The following is a 20,043-nucleotide window of genomic DNA, read 5'->3' as shown; positions in this document are numbered from 1 at the left end:
GCCGAATCCCGCTGTTGAGGCCTGCGCGTTCGTTGGCCGATCTCCTGATGTGGCAAGTGCCTGGATCAGCGACTCAGGACGCTACGTGGGGCCGTTGGGCCGCGGAGGGTCCGAATCGGGTGATAGCGGCCGGTTCCGGGCTCGATCATCGGGTTTGCCCGATCAGCGATCGCGAAGTTCACCTGTTCCGGGGGATCGGCAGCGTCGAACGAGCTGAACGATGCAGACATGGCGAACGACGAGTTCCCCCTACGGCAGGGACCGGGACCACCTGCCGCAGCCGGAATGGGCGTACCCTCCGATCAACTCGCCCCGGGATGTCCGGCGACCGCGACCGTGTTCGTCGATGGAGATCAGGTCGCCCAGACCCGGGTCGAACGTCAGATCCCGCTGCGCTCGGGCACCGAATGCTTCGACGTCGGCATCGACAGTCGTTCACCGGTCTGCGATGACTACGAGGACCGCGGCCTGTTCGAGTTGACCGGGACGATCGAATCGGTCACCTTCGCGTTCGGAGACTTCGACCAGCCATCGGGCATGGATCGGCTCAGACTCGCGACCCAGATGGATTAGCCACGCCGCGCCAACGCCGAAGGCCACCAGATCCTTCGACCGATGTCGTAGGTCAGGGCGGGGACCAGCAGGGTGCGGACCAGGAAGGTGTCCAACAACACACCGAACGCGACGATCACCGCGAGTTGCAGCAGGAACAAGATCGGGATCACCGCCAGCGCGGCAAAGGTTGCGGCCAGCACCAAGCCGGCGGAGGTGATCACCCCGCCGGTGATCGACAGCCCACGTCGAATGCCCGGGCGAGTACCGTGCGTACTCGATTCCTCGCGCACGCGCGTCATCAGGAAGATGTTGTAGTCCACCCCCAGGGCGACCAGGAACACGAAGCCGTACAGCGGAACGGCCGGGTCGGCACCGGGCAGGTCGAGGACGTGATCGAAGATCAGCGCCGAGACCCCCATCGCCGTTCCCAAGGACAGAACGGTCGAGACGATCAACAGGATCGGCGCCAGCACCGACCGGAGCAACAGCATCAGGATGATCATGATCACCACCAGCACGATCGGGATGATCAGATTCCGATCATGGATCGACGCAGCGTTCGTGTCAACGGCGGTGGCGGTCTCGCCGCCGATCTCGGCAGAACCGCCGAGCACAGACCGCAACGCGACGATCGTCTGTTCGGCCGCGTCGCTGTCGGCAGGATCGGCGAGGGTGGCCTGCAGCAGGACGTCACCGTCGGAGACCGTCGGCGTGGCCGTCGACCCAGGAATGGTCGTGACGCCGTCGGAGGTGACCGGCAGCGTTCCGGACGGCGAATCGGTGGCGGTGACCGCGACCTGGTCGACGCCGTCGTCGGCCAGCAGACTGTTCGCGGTTCGTTGCAGATCGGACCGGGCGGTGATCACGTAGACCGGGGTGCCCGACCCGCCCGGGAAGTGCTTGGCCAAGACCTGTTGGCCGTCGCGGGCATCGGAGGTCCCGAGCACCAACTCGCTCTGCGGAACGCCGTCGGCCCGCAGCTGGGTCAGTCCGGCCGACCCGGCCAGCAGGATCAGGGTGGCGATGATCCAGACCGTTCGGGGACGACGGGCGATCGCGGAGCCGATCGGGGCATACGGACCCGACGACAAGACGTCCGCCGGCCGGTGGTCGTCGTGCTCGGTCGCCCGCGGCGCCCGTGGCCAATAGGCGGCACGCCCGAACAGCAACAGCAGACTCGGCAACAGGGTGAGCGCACCGAGCAGTGCGAAGACGATGCCGATCGCCGCCACCGGCCCGAGGGATTTGTTGGAGTTCAGATCGCTGAGCAGCAGACAGAGCAGACCCGCGATCACCGTTCCGCCGGAGGCAAGGATCGGACCGAAGGTGCCGCGCAGCGACGCGCCAGTCGCGGCCAGCTTGTCGCGTCGCCGTCCGAGTTCCTCGCGGAAGCGGGCGGTGTAGAGCAGTGAGTAGTCGGTGGCGGCACCGATCACCAGAATGAACAGGATCCCCTGGGTCTGGCCGGTCAGCACCAGCACCTCAGCCTTGGCCAGCCACCAGACGACCAGCAGTGCCGCGCAGAGCGCGAACAGGCTGGTGATCAATACCAGGAGCGGCAGCAGCAGTGAGCGGTAGACGATCACCAGAATGATCAACACCGCACCGAGCGCTACACCGAGCAGCAGCCCGTCGATGCCACCGAAGGCGTCGGTCAGGTCGCTGGTGAAGCCGGCCGGACCGGTGACATGGACGGCAATGCCGGACGGCGTGCCCTTGTCCAGAGCAGCGCGGACGGCGGTCACGGTTTCGCCGATGTCGGCGTCGCTGTTGATCGGTAGGAACGCCTCGGCCGCTACTTTGTCCTCCGACGGAACCACCGGGGAGAAGTCGTCGGACACGCCCTCAACGGCGGCCGCTTGCTTCACCGCGTCGTTGAGTCGGTCGAGCCGGTCGGCGCTGAGCTGTTGGTCGGCAGCGAACACCACAACCGCGGGAATGGTGTCGCCGCCGGTGAAGTCGGTGAGCCGTTGTTGCACCTGCGTCGCCTCGGCCCCGGCCGGCAGATAGCTGGTGTTGTCGTTGGACGACACCTCGTCCACCCGGCCGAAATACGGACCGCCGACCGACGCGGCGACCAGCCATCCGATGATCAACAGTGCAGGCAATACCAAGCGCAACGCGCGACGGCCGCGCTGAGCACCCTGCACCGCCGGTGCTGGCGTCGCTTCATTCTGGTCCGTCACGATACCCCTTTAGCTAGCCTGGCTAGCAATCAACCTAGCATGCAATACACCATGGCGAGTGTTCGGCTATCGTCAGCTGGGCGAGCCGACCATCGGAGGAGACGACCGTGACGCCAGAAGCGGAGCGCCCACCCGGGTCGCTGTACGATCTGGCCGCCAGCGATCCCGACGCCGAGCTGGTCGACGCCTCGGAACTCTCCCCCGACGACATCGCCCAGGTGGATGCGATCATGGCGGCGATGGGCCGGCTGCGTGAAGTCGAGCAACGCCTCGCCACAGCTGCCCGGCACCGGATGGCGTTGAACGACACGGACCTGCGAGCGCTGCACTTCCTGATCGTTGCGGCAAATCGACGACAGACCGTCACGGCGCGCGCGCTCGCCGAGCATCTGGGAATCACCACGGCCTCGACGACGAAGATGCTCGATCGCCTCGAGCGGGCCGGGCATGTCACCCGCCACCCACATTCGCACGATCGACGGGCCCTGGCGATCTCCGTCGCCCCGGCCAGCCGGCGGCGCGCGATCGACATCGTCGGTCGACAGCAGGCCAGTCGATTCGGACCGGCCGCTGCACTGACCGCCGCCGAGCGTGATGCCGTCCGCCGGTTCCTGATCACTACCGCCGACGCCTTGGAGGCAAGCTTCGTGGATCAGGACCCGTCGACCACCTGACAGAAGAGGGACAGTGCCCGGAAGCCCGGTGCGCCGCCGACCGCTACTCGCTGGCAGCGGCGCACCGTTCGAGAGTCCCGGCCGCCGTCGGTGATGATCCAACCCGTCGCGTGACAAGTCCGAACTTCACGCTCGGTCGCTGCAGCTCGTATCCCCCGACATTGGAGCCGCACCGCCCGCACACGCCGCCGCAAATCCCCCGAATCACGACGTTGCCAGTTCTCTCAGGTCCGCAGATTCCTCTCGGTCATCCGCGGGTTCCTGCACTTCCTGGCAGAACGCTAGCACCGTTTTTGCTCTGTGTCCTAAAAAGGACATTTCCGGTTTCGGACATTTTGACGGTCCGGTGGACAGCCCTTCGCAACGCCGCCGGCACGCCCTTCGCCGCCGGGGCTTCGCATCGTCGCGGAGGCACCCGGACGGCTGGACCAGGCCCGAATCGGTCCGGCAGAAGGATCAGTGCTCAAGGACCGGTGGCGGCAATGTCGGACCGCAGATGTTCGGGGGAGAAACCCGGCCGAACGGAGACTCCGGTCGCCCCCTCGGGCGGAGGGCATCCACTGGTCCATGATCATCGGACCGAGGTCATCGGTCGGCGGGCCACAGCGGCGCCTCGTGCTGCCCCGGACTGCGTGCCAAGCGATCGTGGGGCGGGTGGGGCTCGAACCCACGACCCAGGGATTATGAGTCCCCTGCTCTGACCGGCTGAGCTACCGCCCCGGCTGTGTCCGGCGCTCGGACCGGGGTGAGTCTAATGCCGGCGGCGCCCGACTAGGGTTTGCGGTGCCACCTCGGTCGACACGTTCGGGTGGTTCGGTCGCGGCGATGCGCTCGCGGCATTAGGTTGGTGCGACGAGCCCAAGATCATGATCGGAGATTACAGATGGAATACCGACAGCTCGGACGATCCGGACTTCGGGTGTCGACGCTGACCCTCGGCACGATGACGTTCGGCACCACCGCGCTGGCGTCCTCGCTGGGACATGTCGACGAGGCCGGTGTCCGTCGTCAGGTCGACATCGCGCTGGACGCCGGTGTCAATCTGATCGACACCGCCAACATGTACAGCATCGGCGCGTCGGAGACGCTGGTCGGCAAGGCGATCCAGGGCCGTCGGGATCAGGTGCTGATCTCGACCAAGGTCCGGTTCCCGATGGCCGACGGCCCGAACGACGCCGGGCTCTCGCGCAACCACATCCTGGAGCAGATCGAGGCCAGCCTGACCCGGCTCGGCACCGACCACGTCGACATCTACCACGTCCACGAGTGGGACGGGCTGACGCCGATGGAGGAATACCTGGAGACCCTGGACAACCTGGTCAAGTCCGGCAAGGTCCGCTACCTCGGCGTCTCCAATTTCGCCGGCTGGCAGTTGATGAAGGCGCTGGCCACGTCGGACGCGCACAACTGGAACCGGTTCGTCAGCAATCAGATCTACTACTCCGCCGAAGCACGCGACGCCGAGTACGAGCTGATCCCGCTGTCGGTTGATCAAGGTCTGGGTGTGATGGCCTGGGCGCCGCTGGCCGGTGGTCTGCTGACCGGCAAGTACCGCCGCGATGCCCAGCCCAGCGAAGGTCGGCAGATCACCGACTGGAGCGAGCCGCCGGTCCGCAACCCGGACAAGCTGTGGGACACCATCGACGTGTTGATCAAGATCGCCGACGGGCATTCGGCCTCCCCGGCGCAGATCGCGCTGGCCTACCTGCACGCCAAGACCGGCGTCACCACGCTGGTGATCGGTGCCCGCAAGGAGGAGCAGCTGATCGACAACCTCGGTGCGGCCGATCTCAAGCTCACCCAGGACGAGGTGGACGCCCTCGACGTGGTGAGTGCGCCGGACATCATCTACCCGCACTGGCATCAGGCCGCCTGCGTCGGCGATCGCTTCAACGCTGCCGACATGGTGTTGCACGGCCCGAAGCGGCCCAGCTGAACCAAGAAGATTGTCGAAGGGCCCTGAGCCTGTCGAAGATCCTTCGACAGGCTCAGGGCCCTTGTTGATCATCGGGTCGGTGGCCGACCCGCTGTCGCGTGAAGCGGTAGCCGAAGCGTTCGTAGAAGGCCGGCAGCTCGCCGTGACAGAAGAGACTGACGACGTCGATGCCGGCCAGCTCTGCTTGCAAGCCGTCCATCAGCGCCGCGCCGACGCCAGCACCCCGGTGTGACGGCGCAACGACCACATCCTCGACGTAGGCCCGGAACTCACCATCGCTGACCGCACGGGCGAAGCCGACGAGTTGATCACCGTCCCAACCACCGACCGCCGGACCGTTGGCCAGCACCCGGCCGATCGCCGACTCGGAGCGCTCCGGCCACCAGCCCTCCGCCTCGTACAGTCGGCGGATCGCCGCCGGCTCGATAGCGCGCAACCGATGCGGGATGACCTCGAAGCCCATTCCTTCGATTGTCGCAGAGCTGGTCATCCCGCGACGGGCCACCAGCCGGCCCAGGTGATCACCTGGCGTGCGATGTCGACGACCGCCCCGACCATCGGTCGACACCTCGATCGCCCAGTCCGGCAGCCGCAGCGCCTTGAACTCGCGGGCGACGATGCCGGTCCGCCGCAGGTGCACGTCGAGTTCGCTGCCCACCTCCCGGCTCCGCAACCGGGCAGCCGCCGTGTCGTCCTCACAGGTCAGCAGCGCACCGATCGTCCGAGCCGGCGCAGGCATCAGACCGGCGATCTCGTCGGCGACCTTGACCGATGCCGTGTTGGTGTAGACGAATCGCCGATACCCGAACGACAGGTAGTTGCGTGTCAGGTCGGACAGGTTCTTCTCGAAGAGGTCCTGCCGCTTCGGATAGCACCAGTCCATCACGTCGCCCTCGATGTAGGCGTGCCGGACGGCGGCTTGTTCGAGCTGGGCCGAGATCTCCGCGCCCACCGTCGACTTGCCGACCCCGGACCGGCCGCCGATCAGCAGCAACTCGATACCGCTGCTTTCATGATCATCGCTCATGCAGGTTCTCCACTCGTCGAGCGGAGCCGCCACGATTCAGGGCCGAAGAACGATCAGCGTGGCAGCCACCGCGGGAAACTCTCTCCTCACCGTGACCACCCCCTTGCTCCCTCGTTGCTGTCGGCCCTGCGGCTGCACAGCCTACGGCATCCAGCAGGATCGAGCTGATCGCCTCTGGCAGGATCGAGGAGATGCGAGCTGCCTACCTTGATCCGACCACTCGCGGCTGGACCGTGTGCAGTGTCGATCCACCGGAACCGGCACCCGACGACGTCCTGATCCGCACCGTGTCGATCGGTCTGAACCACGCCGATCTGCTGATGCGGGACGGCCGCTACTCCCCCACCGATGCCAGTTGGCGGGTGTCGACCCAACGAGTCGGTTTCGAGCTGGCCGGCGTCGTCGACGCGGTCGGCGACCGGGTGTCCGGTGTCGGCGTCGGCGATCGGGTGATGGCCCAGGTCGGTGGCGCGGCGGCCGAGCTGGTCGCCGTACCTGCAGCGTTGCTGTTGCCGCTGCGCGGCGTGGATACGCGGGCCGCCGGTGGGCTGCCCAGCGGGTTGCTGACGGAGTACGACGCCTTCGGTCAGGCCGGGAACGTCGCCGGCGCGGACGTGCTGATCACCGGCGGCAGCTCTGCGGTCGGACGGATCGGCATCCAGCTGGCACGCATCCTCGGTGCAGCATCGGTGTCCACCACGACCCGCTCGGCGGCGAAGGTCGCCGAGCTCCGCCGGCTCGGCGCCGACACCGTGATCATCGGAGACCGCCTGCCTACCGCAGCACAGGACGGCTCGTACGACGTCGTTCTTGATCATGTCGGCGGGCAGATCCTCGGATCGTCGGTGGCACAGTGCCGGCGCGGCGCTCGGATTGTGCAGATCGGCCGGCTCGGCGGGGATCGGGCATCGATCGACCTCGAGTTGCTCGCCGCCCGGCGACTGTCGATCATCGGCACCACGTTCCGCGACCGCCCCCTGGACGAGCTCGCCGCGCTGGTCGACGCGGTGACCGCCGATCCTTCGCTGGTCGAGGCGTGGGGTGGAATCGAGGTGCCGATCGACTCCTTCCATGACCTCGAGCGGATCGAGCGGGCAGCCACGGCGTTGCAGCATCCCGGACTCGCCGGCAAGGTGATCGTGACCGCCGACGCGCACTCACCCTCGCGATGATTCGCTACCTCGGATAGAGTGGCGGCGGCATCGAGGGTGCCACCGGGTCCGCGGGAAGGACGATCGTCCACCTCAGCGTCATCACTGATTGATCAAGATCACTTCCAGCTCGTGTTGCGGACCTCGAGCGCGCATGGAGGAGATCATGAACGACCAGCGACCCGCGCTCGGACAGCTTCGGCGCGACGCAAAACGCCTGCTCACGTCGGCCCGTGACGGTGACCGGGACGCCCTCGACCGCATCGGCCCAGCAGGCGCGGAGCATCGCCTGGCCGACGCCCAACTCGCGATCGCGCGCGAACACGGCTATCCGTCCTGGCCGCGTTTGGTCCGTGACCTGGAGACGATGACCCCGACGACGTACGCCGCGGTGGACTGGCGCCGGATCGATCGGGTCACCATCTGCTGCTTCTCTGCCGATGGCCAGTTGATCATGGCCGACGAATCGGACGGCCATCGCATTGCACGCGGCGCGGTGTACAGCGGGGAAGATCCGCTGCTGGACGCCGGACTCCGGATTCCCCTGCAGGAGTTGGGATTTCGGCGTCAGGGCACCCACGTGGTGGCGATCTCCGACGATCGGCGGCATGCCCTGTTCTGGGTGGATGGCTACCCCTATACCGGAGACCGTCCGCATGCCACGGTGCCGCTCTGGCACGGCCCCGCCGACCGAGCCGGCTCCCTGCTCCGCGCCCAGGGCGACGGTGCGCTGGCCGACTGGGTCGAGTTGGCTGATGAACACCGGCGAACGATCACCGACGCCGAGCTGGCAGCCGACTCGCGTCGATTGCTGGACGCTTCCTATCTGCGGTCCGGGACCGTCGAAGGCGGCTCCGGGTTCGGTGGTTCTCCGGCGGACTGGCGAGCAGCACGGGAACAGATCTGCGACGTGATCGAGGCCGACGTCAGTTTTCTCGACATCGGCTGCGCCAACGGCCTGCTGATGGAGAGTGTTGTCGCCTGGTCGGCAGAGCGCGGGCACCTCGTCGAGCCGTACGGTGTTGATCATTCGGCCGCGCTGGTCGACCTGGCCCGACGGCGACTACCGCAGTGGCAGCAGCGGATCTGGATCGGCGATGCCCTCACCTGGCAGCATCCGGACCGGATGCGATTCGATGTCGTTGCCGTCCTCACCGACATCGTCCACCAACGCCGGCATCGGGAGTTGATCAAACACCTGCTGGACAACGTGGTCGCACCCGATGGCCGACTGCTCCTCAACAGCTACAGCGGCGACCCGGACCTGTCGGCAGTCAACGTGCTGCGCCGCACCGGCTACCCGGTCGACGGCGAAACCTCACGGCCTGCGCGTGGCCGCCCCGACGACCAGCCGAGCGCCTGGACCCTCAATCGACGGCACTGACTCCGAGTTCAGGCCGGGGCCTTCGCGCTTTCGATGGCGTCGGCCAGATCGGTCAGCCAGGCCGCGACCCCCGAAGGGCCGGCGGCGATCAGATCGGAGCGGTCGGCGAGCACGTCCTGCTCGGTGGACGCCGAGCAGACCAACAGCCCGGGGGTGCCGCGATCCCGCAGGTCCCGGACGGCGTCGAAGGCGGGCAGGTCGCCGAGATCGTCCCCGATGAAGACCAGGGAACGTGCCTTGACCTCGGCGGCGAATTCACGCAGCGCATCGCCTTTGTCACTACCCGCAGCCCGGATCTCCAGGACGAACTTGCCAGGTTCGAGTCGCAGGCCGTGAGCGGTCGCGAGCTCGCTGAGTGGTGGCAGCAGCGCGGTGAACGCCGCTGCCGGGTCGGCCAACTCCCGGGTGTGCACCCCGATGGCCCGTCCCTTGTGCTCGATCCGTGCCCCGGTCAGTCCGAGCTCGTCCAGCAGTGCCGGCAGTGCGCTCTCGACCTCGGCGATCTCCGGCGGTTCGGGATGACCGGAGTAGGAGCCGTCGGCGGCGTCCCAGCGCTCGACGCCGTACTGTCCGAGCACCGTCATCCCGCTCAACCCGGCCTGGTCGGCAAAATGCCCCAGTCGTACGGCGGTGCGGGCCGGACGCCCGGTGATCACGACGATCGACCGCACCCGATGGCCCAGTCGGGCGAGCGCGGCAACCGCGGCCGGATCGGCGACAGCTTGCTCCGGATCGTGCACGATCGGGGCGATCGTGCCGTCGAAGTCCAACCCGATCACCGCACCCTCGGGATCGGCGAGGATCGCTCGTAGCGCCTCCGCCCCAGCGTCGGTGATGGCCGCATCACCGGTGATCGCAGCGTCGGTGATGGAGGTGTCGGTGCCGGCCGACTCCGCGCTGTCCGGACCGGCCGGTGACCGGCCGTTGGACAACGTGTCGCTTGAGGGTCGGCCGCTCGGGTACTGATCAGGCACCTGCCTAGTCTGACGTATCAGGCCCGGTCGGGACCGCAGCACCCACCGGCGATCGATTCGGCCATCCTGGCCGTCGGCCGCGTCCGGGCTCGCGGTAGGGTCGGAATCGGACGAACCTGGGAGGCGACACATGGGCCCCGCCCCGCGGAGCAGCAACATGTCAATCGATGGCGCACCTGCCGACGTCGGCCACCACCACACCGAAGCCGATCCCGATACATCGCACGATCCAGATACATCAAACGGGGACGGCGACTTCGTCGGCAGCGCCTCGTTCGTCGTGGTGGCCAACCGGCTTCCCGTGGACCGAGTGACCGAGCCCGACGGCAGCACCGACTGGCGCACCTCCCCGGGCGGCCTGGTGTCAGCCCTGGAGCCGGTGATGAAGTCCCGAGACGGCGCTTGGGTCGGCTGGGTCGGCTCCCCCGACGAGGACGTCGCGCCGTTCACCCACGACGGTCTGGAGATCGTCCCGGTCCCGCTCAGCGCCGCCGAGGTCCGCGACTACTACGAGGGTTTCTCCAACGGAACCCTCTGGCCGCTCTACCACGACGTGGTCGCCCACCCGGAGTTCCATCGTGAGTGGTGGGACACCTACGTCAGGGTCAATCGCCGGTTCGCCGATCGCGCCGCCGAGGTCGCCGAGAAGGGCGCCGTCGTCTGGGTACAGGACTACCAACTGCAGCTGGTGCCGCAGATGCTGCGGGAGCGGCGACCCGACCTGCGGATCGGCTTCTTCCTGCACATCCCGTTCCCGCCGACCGAGTTGTTCCAGCAGCTGCCCTGGCGGCGAGAGATCCTCGACGGCCTGCTGGGCGCTGACCTGGTCGGCTTCCAAGTCACCGGCGGTGCGCAGAACTTCAGCCGGCTGGTCCGGCAGATCGGCCACTACCCAACGCAGCGCGGCACCATCGAACTGCCGGAAGGGCGACGGGTGATGGCAAGGGCCTATCCGATCTCGATCAACACCCAGGACTTCTTCGACCAGGCTCGGCTCCCCGAGACCGCCGAGCGGGCCGAGCAGATCCGGCATGACGTCGGCGACCCGACCTACCTCTTCCTCGGCGTCGACCGGCTCGACTACACCAAGGGCATCTTCCAACGACTACGCGCCTTCGCCGAGCTGATCAGCGACGGGCTGCTGGACGCCGACGACGCCGTCTTCGTGCAGGTCGCCAATCCGTCCCGGGAACGGGTCGAGGAGTACATCCGGCTGCGGGACGACATCGAACGCCTGGTCGGCCGGATCAACGGTGAGATCGGCCGGCTCGGACGGCCGGCGATCAACTATCTGCACACCTTCTACCCGCGCGAGGAGATGGCAGCCCTCTATCGTGCTGCCGACGTGATGGTGGTGACTCCGCTGCGGGACGGGATGAACCTGGTCGCCAAGGAGTACATCGCCTGTCGACAGGCCGACGACGGCGCGCTGGTGCTCAGCGAATTCGCCGGCGCTGCCCGGGAGTTGCGGCAGTCGTACATGATCAATCCCTACGACATCAACCAGATGAAGGAACGGATGCTGGAAGCCGCCACCGATTCGGTGCGTAACAAGTCCCGACGGATGCGGATCCTGCGTCGGCAGGTGTTCGAGCACGACATCGACCGGTGGGCAACCAACTTCCTGGACGATCTGGGCAGTTGCACCCGGACCCGCTGATCGGGAGCGATCGATGATCATGGGCATCCTGGGCCCTCGGAAAGGGCTGGACCGGGCCGTCCACCGGAGCTGGCTCGACGCGACCCGCGACGCCGATCTGAGCGCGGGATCGCTGCTGGCCTGGGCGAACTCCACCGACGGCCGGTTCGTGATCGGCTCCGTGGGTGTGCTGTCGGTCAGCAGCGGCGACCCGGACCGGCTGGTCTGGCGGCACATCGGCTGGCATCAGATCGAGCGCGGCGGCTTCGACGCCGACACCACGACGCTGCGCTGGACCCTGTACGCCGACCAGGACGGGCAGGGCGGGCCGGACCGGCACGACGGGCTGGACGGCGCTGTTGCGTTGCAGCATCCCGGGCGGCTGCCGATGGTGTTCCGGGATCGGGTCAACACCTCGATCGCCGTCGAGCAGTTCATCGGCCTCGGCGACGACGAACCGGCCCCGGGCCGACAGCACCGGACGCCCGGGGTGATCGTCAGCGGACGCCGGGATCTCGGCCGCCGCAACGCGCCCATCCACTGGCATGTCTCGGTGCCTCGCGGCATCTCCTGGGACAGCCCCGGGATCAGGGAACTGGCGGCCGAATCACTGCTCAGGATGCGTGCCGAATACGACCCGAACGGCTGACCGCGCAGCCGTGCCGAGCGTGTCCGGATCGCTCGATTTCGCTCCGACGCGGCAGGCCTGCTAATGTTCCTTTCCGCGCCTGATGCGGCACGATCCTCGGTAGCTCAATTGGCAGAGCAGCCGGCTGTTAACCGGCAGGTTACTGGTTCGAGTCCAGTCCGGGGAGCGCAGCTCCTCCCGGAGCTCGTTCCCAGACCGGGATCGACGTCGCAGAAGTTGCACGGCCCCATCGTCTAGCGGCCTAGGACATCGCCCTCTCACGGCGGTAACGCGGGTTCAAATCCCGCTGGGGTCACCGGCTGAATGCCCGGTCAGAGCAAGCTCTGGCCGGGCACTTTGCTGTCCTCGGCCGGTCCTCCGGTCAGGTCAGCGCAGATGCGCTATCGCCTGTTGCGGGCAGCTGGCCCGCAGCTCCTCCAGCGCCTGCTGCTGATGGCGCCGCACCCGGCTCCGTGGCAGGCCGAGCCGCCGGGCGATGTCACTGAGACTGTGCTCCACGCCGTCGACGAAGCCGTAGCGCAGCTCGATCACCTGTCGGTCGGTCTCGGCCAGGCCGCAGAGCAGATCGCGGCCAGGGATCCGCCAGCGCAGGACGCCTTCGAAGTCGGCCTCGGCCTGCGCGTCCGGGACGTCGGGAACCTCGGAATCGTTGAGATCGACCCGACGGTCAGCACCGAACGCGAGCAGCATCGAGACCTCACTGCGCTTGCGTCCCAGCCAGGCGGCCAGCTCCGCTGCCGAGGCTTCCCGGCCGAGCTCCTGACTGAGCATCCCCTGCTCACCGCGGATCGCCCGTGCCTCCTCAGCCCGTCCGGACGGCAGATTCAGCTCACCGGCCCGGTTGGCGGTCAGGGCGCCGATGTAGGCGCGGATCCAGTACAGCGCGTAGGTCGCGAACCGCAGGCCACGACGATGATCGAATCGTCGGATCCCCTCCAGCAGCCCCAGGCAGCCTTCCTGGAACAGGTCGCCCTCGGCCAGCCCGCTGCGCAGCGATTCCTTGCGTGACACCATCGCGACCAGCCGCAGGTTCGACTCGACGAACCGCTGCACGGCGCGTTGCCCGAGCCACTCCAGCATGATCAACTCTGCGGTGCTCGCCACGCCGGCACCAGTCGCCCGGGCATCCGCGGCCAACACGCCGGCCTCCATCTGGGCGGCCAACTCGGCCTCCTCCGCCGCGGTCAGCAACGACCGCGGCAGTACCAGTCCGATCTCACCGCCGACCCGGCGGCTGATCCGGCTTCCCCCGACAACTGTCATGATCAACAGCGTCGCCGACCGGGGTCACGACCTGCCAGCCATCGGTGTTGTCGGTCCGCCGGACCCTGTTGGCCGTCGTGGCGGGGTGTTGTCCGAGCCCGGGACGGGATCGGATGTTCAGCCCAGACCGAGACTGCGATTCTGCAGTTGCTTGCGCTGCGCCTCCAGCACCACCAGTTCGGAGAATGTCTTGTTGTAGGTGGTCGGGTCCTCGACCGGGTTGGTGCGCTGCAGCCGGGACTTGATCTGGGCGATCTGTCGGCTGACGGTCAACAGCCGAAGCTTCGACACGTACGCCGTCGCATACGCCCGGGTCGGGGTCTCGGTGACCAGCGGTTCGACGGCGAGCGCGACGACCAGCGAGTTCACCCACGGGTTGTCCTCGGCGGTGGCGACCCGGCGGGCCCAATCGGCGTACGGATCGCCGCCGGGAACATTCGCCGCCGCCTTCTGGGCGTGCCGCAGCACCGCGGCATAGGCCGGATGGGTGAAGTCGGCCGTGGTCAGCTGCGGCAGCTCCTCGGCACACAGCGTCGGCACCTGGATGATCAACTTCGCGGTCTCCCGCTCGGTCGCCAGCAGCCGGTCGTGCGGGTCAGGCAGCACGTCGGCCGCCGACGGTGCCGCCGCTGGATGAGCGGCCCCTCCGTCGGGACCTGCGCCGCTCTGCTGCGGATCATGACCACGAGACGACCTGTCGTGGTCCTGGCCGGCGGGCCGCCGCGAGGATCGGGAGGCCGCCTTGTTGACCTCCTGCCGTACGGCGTCGATGTCCATCCCGAGCATCCCGGCCAGCTCTCGGGCGTACTCCCCGACCTTGCTGGCGTCCCGGATGCTGGCCACCAGCGGCGCGGCTTCACGCAGGGCGTCGACCCGGGCATCGGCCCGGTCCAGATCGTGTTTGGTCAGGATGTTGCTCATCACGAACCGATACAGCGGCTGCCGGCGTCCGACCAGTTCCCGGACCGCCGCCTCACCGTGTTGCAGCCGGAGGTCGCAGGGGTCCAGTCCGGTCGGTTCGATGGCGACGTAGGTCGGCGCATGGAAGGTGGAGTCCAGCGAGAACACCTTCAGCGCGGCGTTCTGCCCGGCGGCGTCACCGTCGAAGGTGAAGATCACCTCGCCACCCTGATCGCCCATCAGGCGCTGCAGGATCTTGGCGTGGTCGGCGCCGAACGCCGTACCGCAGGAGGCGACCGCGGTCTTGACACCGGACAGATGGGCGGCCATCACGTCGGTGTAGCCCTCCACCACCACCGCCTGGCTGCGCTTGCCGATCTCGGTTCGTGCCAGGTCCAGTCCGTAAAGCACGTGCGACTTCTTGTACAGCGGCGTTTCCGGGGTGTTGATGTATTTGGCGGGCAACCGGTCGTCGTCGAAGATCCGGCGCGCGCCGAAACCCACCACCGACTTGCCGGCATCCCGGATCGGCCAGAGCAACCGGCCGGAGAAGAAGTCGTAGCCGCCGCGGCGGAGCAGGCCGCCGCTGATCAGCTCCTCCTCGTCGAAGCCACGGGCCTTCAGGTGTTGCCCCAGCCGTCGTCCGCCGCGCGGCGCATAGCCGACGCCGAATTCCTCGGCCGCCGCCCGGTCGAATCCCCGTTCGGCCAGGAACTGGCGGGCGGTCAACGCGTCCGGGGTGCTCAGCTGGAGGGCGAAGAACTCTGCCGCCTCCTTGTGCGCTTCCATCAGCCTGACCCGCAGCCCGGCCGGCAGCCGTGGACCGCCGTCGTCGCTGATCCGGAGCTGGATCCCGACCCGGTCGGCGAGCTTCTGGACCGCCTCGGTGAAGGTCAGATTTTCGATCTTCTGCATGAAGGCGATCACGTCGCCGCCCTCGCTGCAGGCGCCGAAGCAGTACCAGAGTCCGCGCGCCGGCGTGACGTTGAAACTCGGCGTCGACTCGTCGTGGAACGGGCAGAGCCCCTTCATCGAGCCACCGCCGGCGTTGCGCAGATTCACGTAGGAGCCGACGATGTCCTCGATCCGCGCACGCTCGCGGACCGACGCGATGTCCTCATCGTTAATCCGGCCGGCCACGAGGTGAGTGTAGTGCTCGGCGACAGATCGGCGGATCGAGGCTCAGTCTCGACGCCCGACCGGCCGCCCGTTCCAGGTCAGCCGCAACCGGTAGTGACCGTCGGGACGACGGACCGGTTCGACGGCGACCCGCGGAGCCAGCTTGGCCGCAGTCAGGACGCAGCCGCCGAGGATCATCAGCGCGACGGCCAGCCAGAGGATGTGGACGACGCCGGCCGAGGCACCGGTCGCGGCCAGGGCGGCGCTGGTGCAGGTGGCACCGGACGTGGATTGACGCATGGGCATGCACATGATGGATCTCCCCCGAGATCGTTGATGGAGACGCTGCATCGGCTGACGCGGCGTCGATGAACAGGCGCCACACGGAGTGGGTGGCGTCGGCTGACGATGACGTCCTCACTCGAGGACGCCTGATGACAGAGCTCTCTACCGAGAGGTCCGAGGTCGCGAAACACCCAAGGGCCGACGAGACGGTGAGCGGTCCTGCGACAGGCTCAGGACGCCCGGCGCTCGACTCGGATCGCGCAGATGTTGGGCGGGAAAGGAGGGTCCTGACTCAGGTGGCGTACCAGCTACCGCGGCGGCCGAGCAGGAAATCCTTGCAGGCAACGGAGAACGTGACGATCAGGAAGATCGAGTAAGCCATCTCCGGTAGCAGCGATGCGGCGATCAGCCGCTGCCGCCACCCCATCGTCCAGACCGTCACCACCCGCTCGATCAGCAGGATGGCGGTCGGCACCAGCCAGATCGGGGTCAGCGACCACCCGAGCTGGAGGACGAGCGTAAGAGTCAGCATCGTGATCATCAGCGCCGCCGACAGCACCGACAGCACCAGCCCGATCTGCTGCGCCCAGTAGACCCAGCGCAGATGCAGCGGCAGCCGCAGCCCGTAGTGCCGGAGGTTGCGCAGCGCACCGAGGAACCAGCGGTGCCGCTGCCGGTAGAGATCGAGCGGCCGCTCCATCACGTCGGTGACGCTGGTGACACCGGGCGCGGGACAGGAATGATCCAGGGTCCTGAGCGCAAAGGTGAGCTCGTTGTCCTCGGTCAGCGAATAGACGTCGTAGTAGCCGTCGCCGATCGGAAGTCTTTTACCGTCGCGAGCCGACCGCACCTCGCGCAGAGCCCCGACCCGGAACAGTGAAGCCGTCCCGCTAATCACGAATGCCTGGTTGTTCCGCCGTCTGATCTCGCGCTGGTAGCGGTGATATTCCATCCGCTGCAACTGTCCGATCATGGTGTCGGAGTTGCGACCGATGAAGACACTGCTCACTCCGCCGGCGCGATCGTCGGCGGCCAAGGTCAGGAGTGCGGTGTCCACGAATTCCGCAGCGATCGTGGTATCGGCGTCCATGATCAACACCGAGTCGGCGTCGGTCAGGCCGGGCATCAACGCCTCCAGCGCCTGATTCAGCGCACCGGCCTTCTTGTACTTGTTGTCAACGGTGACGATGACCTCGGCACCGGCTGCCGACGCCAGAGCCGGCGTGTTGTCGGTGCAGTTGTCCGCGACGACGACGATCCGGTCGGGCCGACGGTGCTGGCGACCGAGACTGCTGATCGCGGCGTTGATCACTGCTGCTTCGTCGTGCGCCGGAATCAGTGCGACGACGACCGTTGTGGGCGGTTCGGCGACCGCCGGTGGTGCGTCCGCTTTTGGGCGCACTCCACCTGAGGTGGTGATAGACATGTTCTCCCCCGAGAAACTCATCCTCGACCCAGCAGGGTCACTCAGAAGAGTAGTTGAGTCCGCAAGCAAAACATTCGATATTGCGGCGATTCCCGACAATTCGGGACCAAGGTCCTACGGCGCTCAGGCGTGGCACTATGAGGACATGGACCTTTCAGGTCGACCGATGATCGGCGCCGGACGTCGCACCGAGCCGTGGGTGATCATCGATGGTGACTGCGCGTTCTGCACCAGCAGCACCAATTGGCTGGGTGACCGGCTGCACCGCCGGGACCGTCCCGACGCGCGCCGGGTGCCGTATCAGTTCCTGGATCTGGATTCCTTCGGTCTGACCGAGGAGCGCACCCGGCACGAGATGATCTGGGTCGCGGCCGGCGACGTCCCAGCCCAGCTCCCCGGTGGCGCTCCGGCATTCGCCGCGTGGCTGCAGTATGCCGGGATGCCGTACGCGGTGGTCGGCCGGCTGATCGCGAGCCGACCGATCCGGCCGATCGCCCGACGGGTCTATCAATGGGTGTCGAGGAACCGGCGGCGGCTGCCGGGCGGGACGCCCGCCTGTGCGCTCCCCCCACCGCAACCGGATTCCGACCGCTGAGCCGGCTCACCCGGCCGTGTCCGCACGCAGAAGCGTCGCCAAGGATTAATCTCACCCCATGAACACTGCTGCCGGCGACCAAGAACGCCGCGCATTGGCCGTGGAACAAAACGGCCTGAACACCATTGCCGAGGAGGAACGGCACGGCACCCCACGCAGCCTGTTCTGGCCCTGGTTCGCCGCCAACGTCTCGGTGCTCGGGATCAGCTACGGATCGTTCGTGCTGGGGTTCGGCCTGTCGGCCGTACAGGCGATCATCGTCGGCGTGATCGGGACCGTGCTGAGCTTTGCCCTGTGTGGCGTGATCTCCCTTGTCGGTAAGCGCGGATCGGCACCCACCATGGTGTTGGCGCGGCCCGCGTTCGGTGTCCGCGGCAGCCGGGTCCCGGCTGTCGTGTCCTGGATGATCACCGTCGGTTGGGAGACATCGTTGGTCTCGTTGGCCGTGCTCGCCACCAGCACCGTGTTCGGTGAGTTGGGGTGGAATGCCGGCACCACGACCAAGATCGTTTCACTGGTCGTGGTGGCCGCCCTGATCGTCGGCAGTGGGATCATCGGCTTCTCGCTGATCATGCGGCTCCAGGTGATCATCACCGTGATCACCGGCGTGCTGACCGTCGTGTACGCGATCCTGGTGCTCGGTCACATCGACGGCTCTGCGTTGCTGGCGCTGCCCTGGGGCGGCCCGTCGGCGATGGTCGGTGCCCTGATCTTCATGATGACGGCCTTCGGGTTGAGCTGGGCCAATATGGCCGCCGACTACTCCCGGTATCTGCCGCGCCGGGTCAGTAGCTCCGGGGTGGTCGGCTGGACCACCCTCGGTGCGGCGCTGGCGCCGGTGTTGTTGTTGGTGTTCGGTGTGCTGCTGGCCGGTTCGTCCAAGCAACTGGATGATGCGGTGGCCGCCGATCCCGTCGGCGCGCTGACGACATTGCTGCCGACCTGGTTCCTGGTGCCGTTCGCCATCGTCGCGGTGCTCGGGCTGGTCGGCGGCGCGGTGCTGGACATCTACTCCTCCGGTCTGGCGCTACTCAGCGCCGGGCTGCCGGTCCCCCGTTGGCTGGCCGCGGCCGTCGACGGGGTGATCATGATCGCCGGCTCGATCTACATCGTCTTCTTCGCCGGTGATTTCCTCGGCCCGTTCCAGGGATTCCTGATCACCCTCGGAGTGCCGATCGCGGCCTGGGCCGGAGTGATGGTGGCCGACATCGCACTGCGCCGCCGTGACTACGACGCCGCAGCCCTGCAGGACAGGAACGGCCGCTACGGGGATATCGGCTTCCTCGGAATCGTGCTGATGATCATCGGCACCGCGATCGGCTGGGGTCTGGTCATCAACAGCTACGCCCCATGGCTCGGCTGGCAGGGTTATCTGCTCGGCCCGTTCGGTGGCCGGACCGGCGATTGGGCGTTCGCCAATCTTGGGGTGTTGGCGGCACTGGTGATCGGGTTCGTCGGTTATCTGATCTTCGGTCGAGCCGCCGTCCGGCGGCAAGAGTCGCCGGCGGCGTGAGCCGGTGCTAGCCCACCCCGGGCCGGGTCTGATCATCGCGCTGGTGGTCCTGGTCGCCCTGGCGATCACGGCCTCGCTGATCGGCCGGCTCCGGCAGCAGAAGGCGATCGGACTGGCTGCCGGCCGCGCTGTCCTGCAGTTGGCCGTGGTCTCGCTGATCATCACCGCAGCGCTCAGCCATCTGGTCTGGTCGGCCGTGTTCGCGCTCTTCATGTACTCGGTCGCGGTGTTCACCTCGTCCCGCCGGATCGGGGCCGGTCGATGCTGGCCGTGGGTGGCGATCTCGATGCTGGTGGGCCTGCTGCCGACGCTGGCGGTGATCTTCGCGTCCCGGGCCGTTCCGTTCAACGGTCCGTCACTGGTGCCGGTCGCCGGCATCATCATCGGCGGCACGATGACGGCCACCACGCTGGCCGGGCGCCGGGTGTTCGCCGCGCTGCGGGAGGAACACGGCAGCTACGAGGCCGGGCTGAGCATCGGGCTGACGCGGGCCGAGTCGATCTCCGAGGTGATCCGCCGGCGACTTCCCGAGGCGTTGGTCCCCGGTCAGGACCAGACCCGGACCGTCGGTCTGGTCACCCTGCCGGGTGCGTTCATCGGGGTGTTGCTCGGCGGTGGATCACCGGTCCAGGCGGGCGCGGCCCAACTGCTGGTGCTGTTCGGTCTGCTGTCGGCCCAGACAATCACCGTTGTCGTGGCGCACCTGTTCATCAGGTCCGGCAGACTACTGCCGAAGGATCTGATCACGGCGTTGCAGCCGTGACGTT

The 20,043-nt window shown here is 67.4% G+C and carries 17 protein-coding genes and 3 tRNA genes; 12 read left to right on the top strand and 8 right to left on the bottom strand.

Translation table 11 applies throughout. From position 1 onward, the window contains the following. The first annotated feature begins 228 nt into the window (after positions 1-228). Complete coding sequence (locus BLU38_RS24130) at positions 229-573, top strand: hypothetical protein (RefSeq protein WP_157683675.1); 345 nt, start codon at positions 229-231, stop codon at positions 571-573. On the opposite strand, the gene BLU38_RS24125 is transcribed toward BLU38_RS24130, so the two are convergent. Continuing rightward, positions 570-2,741 (bottom strand): MMPL family transporter, encoded by a 2,172-nt coding sequence (locus BLU38_RS24125; RefSeq protein ID WP_231920014.1) that lies wholly within the window; start codon positions 2,739-2,741, stop codon positions 570-572. The two genes, BLU38_RS24130 and BLU38_RS24125, sit on opposite strands and share 4 nt — an antisense overlap. Before the next feature lie 107 nt (positions 2,742-2,848). Between BLU38_RS24125 and BLU38_RS24120 the strand changes: the two genes are divergently transcribed. Continuing rightward, a complete protein-coding gene (locus BLU38_RS24120) occupies positions 2,849-3,415 on the top strand; it encodes a MarR family winged helix-turn-helix transcriptional regulator (RefSeq protein ID WP_197679838.1) in 567 nt (188 codons plus the stop codon). A gap of 646 nt (positions 3,416-4,061) precedes the next feature. Here the strand turns inward: BLU38_RS24120 and BLU38_RS24115 are convergent. After that, positions 4,062-4,135: transfer RNA gene (locus BLU38_RS24115), tRNA-Ile, on the bottom strand. A 127-nt stretch (positions 4,136-4,262) separates the two neighbouring features. On the opposite strand from BLU38_RS24115, the gene BLU38_RS24110 reads away from it, so the two are divergent. Next, entirely contained in the window at positions 4,263-5,351 is a 1,089-nt protein-coding gene (locus BLU38_RS24110) for an aldo/keto reductase (RefSeq protein ID WP_231920013.1), read from the top strand. 52 nt (positions 5,352-5,403) lie between these two features. Here BLU38_RS24110 and BLU38_RS31475 read toward each other — a convergent pair whose 3' ends face one another. Then, a complete protein-coding gene (locus BLU38_RS31475; RefSeq protein WP_197679837.1) occupies positions 5,404-6,378 on the bottom strand; it encodes a GNAT family N-acetyltransferase in 975 nt (324 codons plus the stop codon). Positions 6,379-6,569: 191 nt separating this feature from the next. On the opposite strand from BLU38_RS31475, the gene BLU38_RS24095 reads away from it, so the two are divergent. After that, entirely contained in the window at positions 6,570-7,550 is a 981-nt protein-coding gene (locus BLU38_RS24095) for a zinc-binding dehydrogenase (RefSeq protein ID WP_091528242.1), read from the top strand. Between the two features lie 145 nt (positions 7,551-7,695). Beyond that, positions 7,696-8,913, top strand: a complete 1,218-nt coding sequence (locus tag BLU38_RS31470) for a class I SAM-dependent methyltransferase (RefSeq protein ID WP_197679836.1) — start codon at positions 7,696-7,698, stop codon at positions 8,911-8,913. 8 nt (positions 8,914-8,921) lie between these two features. On the opposite strand, the gene otsB is transcribed toward BLU38_RS31470, so the two are convergent. Further along, positions 8,922-9,887, bottom strand: a complete 966-nt coding sequence (gene otsB, locus BLU38_RS24085; RefSeq protein ID WP_231920012.1) for a trehalose-phosphatase — start codon at positions 9,885-9,887, stop codon at positions 8,922-8,924. 157 nt (positions 9,888-10,044) lie between these two features. On the opposite strand from otsB, the gene BLU38_RS24080 reads away from it, so the two are divergent. From BLU38_RS24080 to BLU38_RS24065, 4 genes are all read left to right on the top strand, one after another. Then, positions 10,045-11,547: an alpha,alpha-trehalose-phosphate synthase (UDP-forming) gene (locus tag BLU38_RS24080; protein ID WP_091533049.1), complete on the top strand. Its 1,503-nt coding sequence runs from the start codon at positions 10,045-10,047 to the stop codon at positions 11,545-11,547. 13 nt (positions 11,548-11,560) lie between these two features. Continuing rightward, positions 11,561-12,175, top strand: coding sequence for a hypothetical protein (locus tag BLU38_RS24075; RefSeq protein WP_157683674.1), 615 nt, complete (start codon positions 11,561-11,563; stop codon positions 12,173-12,175). 93 nt (positions 12,176-12,268) lie between these two features. After that, positions 12,269-12,341: transfer RNA gene (locus tag BLU38_RS24070), tRNA-Asn, on the top strand. Positions 12,342-12,397: 56 nt separating this feature from the next. Beyond that, positions 12,398-12,470 (top strand) — tRNA-Glu (locus tag BLU38_RS24065). Between the two features lie 71 nt (positions 12,471-12,541). On the opposite strand, the gene BLU38_RS24060 is transcribed toward BLU38_RS24065, so the two are convergent. The 4 genes from BLU38_RS24060 to BLU38_RS24045 all read right to left on the bottom strand — a co-directional run bounded on the left by BLU38_RS24060 (position 12,542) and on the right by BLU38_RS24045 (position 17,144). Further along, positions 12,542-13,438, bottom strand: a complete 897-nt coding sequence (locus tag BLU38_RS24060) for a sigma-70 family RNA polymerase sigma factor (RefSeq protein ID WP_157683673.1) — start codon at positions 13,436-13,438, stop codon at positions 12,542-12,544. Between the two features lie 117 nt (positions 13,439-13,555). Next, positions 13,556-15,478 carry a DNA primase gene (gene dnaG, locus BLU38_RS24055; protein ID WP_091528228.1) on the bottom strand — a complete coding sequence of 641 codons (1,923 nt, stop codon included), beginning with the start codon at positions 15,476-15,478 and terminating at the stop codon, positions 13,556-13,558. Between the two features lie 42 nt (positions 15,479-15,520). Next, positions 15,521-15,757, bottom strand: coding sequence for a hypothetical protein (locus BLU38_RS24050; protein WP_091528226.1), 237 nt, complete (start codon positions 15,755-15,757; stop codon positions 15,521-15,523). A gap of 277 nt (positions 15,758-16,034) precedes the next feature. Beyond that, a complete protein-coding gene (locus BLU38_RS24045) occupies positions 16,035-17,144 on the bottom strand; it encodes a glycosyltransferase family 2 protein (protein ID WP_157683672.1) in 1,110 nt (369 codons plus the stop codon). Positions 17,145-17,313: 169 nt separating this feature from the next. Between BLU38_RS24045 and BLU38_RS24040 the strand changes: the two genes are divergently transcribed. From BLU38_RS24040 to BLU38_RS24030, 3 genes are read left to right on the top strand one after another with little or no spacing between them, the layout of a single operon-like run. Continuing rightward, the gene (locus BLU38_RS24040) at positions 17,314-17,763 is read left to right on the top strand and encodes a thiol-disulfide oxidoreductase DCC family protein (RefSeq protein WP_197679835.1); all 450 of its coding nucleotides are present in this window, start codon (positions 17,314-17,316) and stop codon (positions 17,761-17,763) included. A 58-nt stretch (positions 17,764-17,821) separates the two neighbouring features. Beyond that, a complete protein-coding gene (locus BLU38_RS24035) occupies positions 17,822-19,276 on the top strand; it encodes a purine-cytosine permease family protein (RefSeq protein WP_091528217.1) in 1,455 nt (484 codons plus the stop codon). Between the two features lie 40 nt (positions 19,277-19,316). Further along, the gene (locus BLU38_RS24030; protein ID WP_091533047.1) at positions 19,317-20,039 is read left to right on the top strand and encodes an ABC transporter permease; all 723 of its coding nucleotides are present in this window, start codon (positions 19,317-19,319) and stop codon (positions 20,037-20,039) included. Positions 20,040-20,043: the final 4 nt, after the last annotated feature.

It is taken from the genome of Microlunatus soli, assembly GCF_900105385.1.
Classification (GTDB): domain Bacteria; phylum Actinomycetota; class Actinomycetes; order Propionibacteriales; family Propionibacteriaceae; genus Microlunatus; species Microlunatus soli.
This window is presented reverse-complemented; position numbering and strand designations above follow the sequence as displayed.

Coding starts and splice junctions, on each gene's coding strand:
- BLU38_RS24130 (WP_157683675.1), top strand. CDS start 229: ATGGCGAACGACGAGTTCCCCCTACGGCAGGGACCGGGACCACCTGCC.
- BLU38_RS31475 (WP_197679837.1), bottom strand. CDS start 6,378: ATGAGCGATGATCATGAAAGCAGCGGTATCGAGTTGCTGCTGATCGGC.
- BLU38_RS24095 (WP_091528242.1), top strand. CDS start 6,570: ATGCGAGCTGCCTACCTTGATCCGACCACTCGCGGCTGGACCGTGTGC.
- BLU38_RS31470 (WP_197679836.1), top strand. CDS start 7,696: ATGAACGACCAGCGACCCGCGCTCGGACAGCTTCGGCGCGACGCAAAA.
- BLU38_RS24080 (WP_091533049.1), top strand. CDS start 10,045: ATGTCAATCGATGGCGCACCTGCCGACGTCGGCCACCACCACACCGAA.
- BLU38_RS24075 (WP_157683674.1), top strand. CDS start 11,561: ATGATCATGGGCATCCTGGGCCCTCGGAAAGGGCTGGACCGGGCCGTC.
- BLU38_RS24060 (WP_157683673.1), bottom strand. CDS start 13,438: ATGACAGTTGTCGGGGGAAGCCGGATCAGCCGCCGGGTCGGCGGTGAG.
- BLU38_RS24050 (WP_091528226.1), bottom strand. CDS start 15,757: ATGCGTCAATCCACGTCCGGTGCCACCTGCACCAGCGCCGCCCTGGCC.
- BLU38_RS24040 (WP_197679835.1), top strand. CDS start 17,314: ATGGACCTTTCAGGTCGACCGATGATCGGCGCCGGACGTCGCACCGAG.
- BLU38_RS24035 (WP_091528217.1), top strand. CDS start 17,822: ATGAACACTGCTGCCGGCGACCAAGAACGCCGCGCATTGGCCGTGGAA.